Origin of the sequence: Enterobacter sp. CGMCC 5087, assembly GCF_003144775.1 — a bacterium.
In the GTDB taxonomy this organism is placed as follows: Bacteria; Pseudomonadota; Gammaproteobacteria; order Enterobacterales; family Enterobacteriaceae; genus Enterobacter; species Enterobacter cloacae_M.
Genome location: NZ_QFXN01000349.1, coordinates 1 through 2,275, shown reverse-complemented (window position 1 = coordinate 2,275; position 2,275 = coordinate 1). Strand labels below are relative to the sequence as shown.

2 protein-coding genes are annotated in these 2,275 nt (G+C 53.6%); both read right to left on the bottom strand.

What is annotated here, in order from left to right:
- Window positions 1-130: 130 nt before the first annotated feature.
- The gene (istB, locus tag DEO48_RS26360) at window positions 131-928 is read right to left on the bottom strand and encodes an IS21-like element helper ATPase IstB (protein WP_146198355.1); all 798 of its coding nucleotides are present in this window, start codon (window positions 926-928) and stop codon (window positions 131-133) included.
- Complete coding sequence (gene istA / locus DEO48_RS26355; protein ID WP_109846760.1) at window positions 928-2,100, bottom strand: IS21 family transposase; 1,173 nt, start codon at window positions 2,098-2,100, stop codon at window positions 928-930. Before istA ends, istB begins: the two co-directional genes overlap by 1 nt.
- Window positions 2,101-2,275: the final 175 nt, after the last annotated feature.

The following is a 2,275-nucleotide window of genomic DNA, read 5'->3' as shown; positions in this document are numbered from 1 at the left end:
GCGCCAGCTCAGGCGAGAGCGTCAGGGGATTACGCCCTCTGCCACACCCATGACTCCAGACCAGCAACGTATCCGTGTCAACGCCAAGATTTATGGCCGCTTTTCGCCATTTTTAATGTCCGCTATTTGATCACTTCTGTTGTCCGCTATCCGCCATTTCATCATCACTGATTGGCGTTGCGTTTTTGGCCAGCACTCCAGCTTTGCGTTTTTCCTTCAACCGGTAACTTTCTCCTTTTATATTCACTGTGGTTGAGTGGTGCAGCAACCGATCCAGGATCGCCGTTGCAAGTACGTTATCGCCGAACATCTCTCCCCAGTCTGCGAAGCCTTTGTTTGAGGTCAGGATAATGCTCGCTTTTTCATATCGGCGGTTCAGCAAGCGGAAGAACAGACTGGCTTCCTCTCTGTTCATCGGCAGATAGCCTATTTCGTCCAGGATCAACACCCGCGCATAGCTCAGTTGTTGTAGCTGGCGCTCCAGCCGATTTTCCTGCTTCGCTTTCATCAACGTCGCTACCAGTCTGTCCAGTGGCATGAACAGCACCCGATGACCCGCATCTGCTGCTTTCACGCCGAGAGCCACAGCCAGATGGGTTTTACCCACTCCAGGTGGCCCCAGCAGGATCACGTTCTCACTGCGCTCCACGAACGCCAGACCGGCCAGCTCCCGGACGACCTTACGATCGATACCGGGCTGGAAGCTGAAGTCGAACTGCTCCAGTGTTTTGACCCACGGCAGACGAGCCTGTTTCAACCGTGATTCCATTCCGCGCTGATGTCTGCCGTTCCATTCCTGTTGCAGCGCTATGCACAGGAACTCCCGGTAGTTCAGCTCTTTTTTAGCTGCCTGTTCTAACAAGCTTTCAACGTGGTAGCTCAGGTGTTCCATTTTTAACCGGCTCAACAGTGCTTCAAGTTCATGCATCACAGCAACTCCCCATAGGCACTCAGGGGACGATGCTCCACCATGCTGACCTGCTGCCACAACGGGGCATGGTGTTCCGGGACCGTTTGCCAGCCAGATAATGCTGAACACAGCCGGTGTGATGCCACCTGCAACTCATTACTGTAGATCCGCAACTCATCATCCAGTGATATTCGTATCGAGACCGGCTGGCCACACAGCGTTTCGGGAACGCTGTAACGATTGCCGCCAACCTCGATATAGCTGTCCCAGGACACATGGCGGATGTCGAAGTAGCTGGTATCGAAGTCCGTATCCGGCAACGGCTGCAGATGCTCCTGTTCCAGCGCGAAGCGCTGTTCTGGTGTCTCTTTGAACTGGCGAAGCTCCCGTTTATCAGCAACATCAGCTATCCACTGCTCCAACTGCTGGTTAACATGGGCGAAGCTGTCGAACCTGCGGTACCGGACGAAGAAGTTCTCCTTGAGATACTTCACCATCCGCTCCACTTTGCCTTTGGTCCTGGCCCTGCGAGGGCGGCAGGCCCGTGGCAGGAAGTCATAATGGTCGGCCAGCAACAGGAACCCGGAGTTGAACACCACTTGCCCGTTGTTATTCTTCAGCACTGCCGCTTTCTGGTTATCAACCAGCACGGTTTTCACACTGCCGCCGAAGTAACGGAAGGCACGTACCAGTGACTCATAGGTGTGTTCAGCATCCTGTTTTGGCGCGGCGAAGACATGGAAGCGACGGGAGAACCCCAGCGTGTTAACCGCGAAGTTGACTTTGCATCGCTGTCCCGCGACCTCCACTTCGACTTCACCCCAGTCGTGCTGCAACTGGTAACCGGGCTGAGTTTCGAAGCGGACAGTTTTCTTTGAGGGCCGCATTTTGCGCTTAGGCTGGATGTAATAGCGCAACATGGAGCGCCCACCGGTGTAACCCATCGCTTTGATTTCTGCGAGGATGACCTCGCCATTCCAGACATTCTCGGCCAGGCGTGTGTCGATATAGTCCATGAATGGCTTCAGTTTGGCCATTTTGTGGCGCGTTTTTCTGGCCGGGGGCTCAGGGTATTTAAGATACCGCCTGACAGTACGCTCAGAGCAACCCACCTGAGTCGCAATATCGACAATGTACGCACCTTGCTTGCGCATTTGCTTTATCATGTAAAAGTCCTCTCTGCTCAGCATGTTGATGTCCTTTCTGGTGTGAGAACCTCAAGGAAACAACATGTTGGGTGGAGCGGACAATCCAAATGGTGAATTACCGTCTTATATCATTGGCGCTAACATCCGCGAGCTGGAAAAGCAGGTTCGCCGTCTGGAGGAGCAAAATACGATATTAAAAAAGGCTACTGCACTCTTG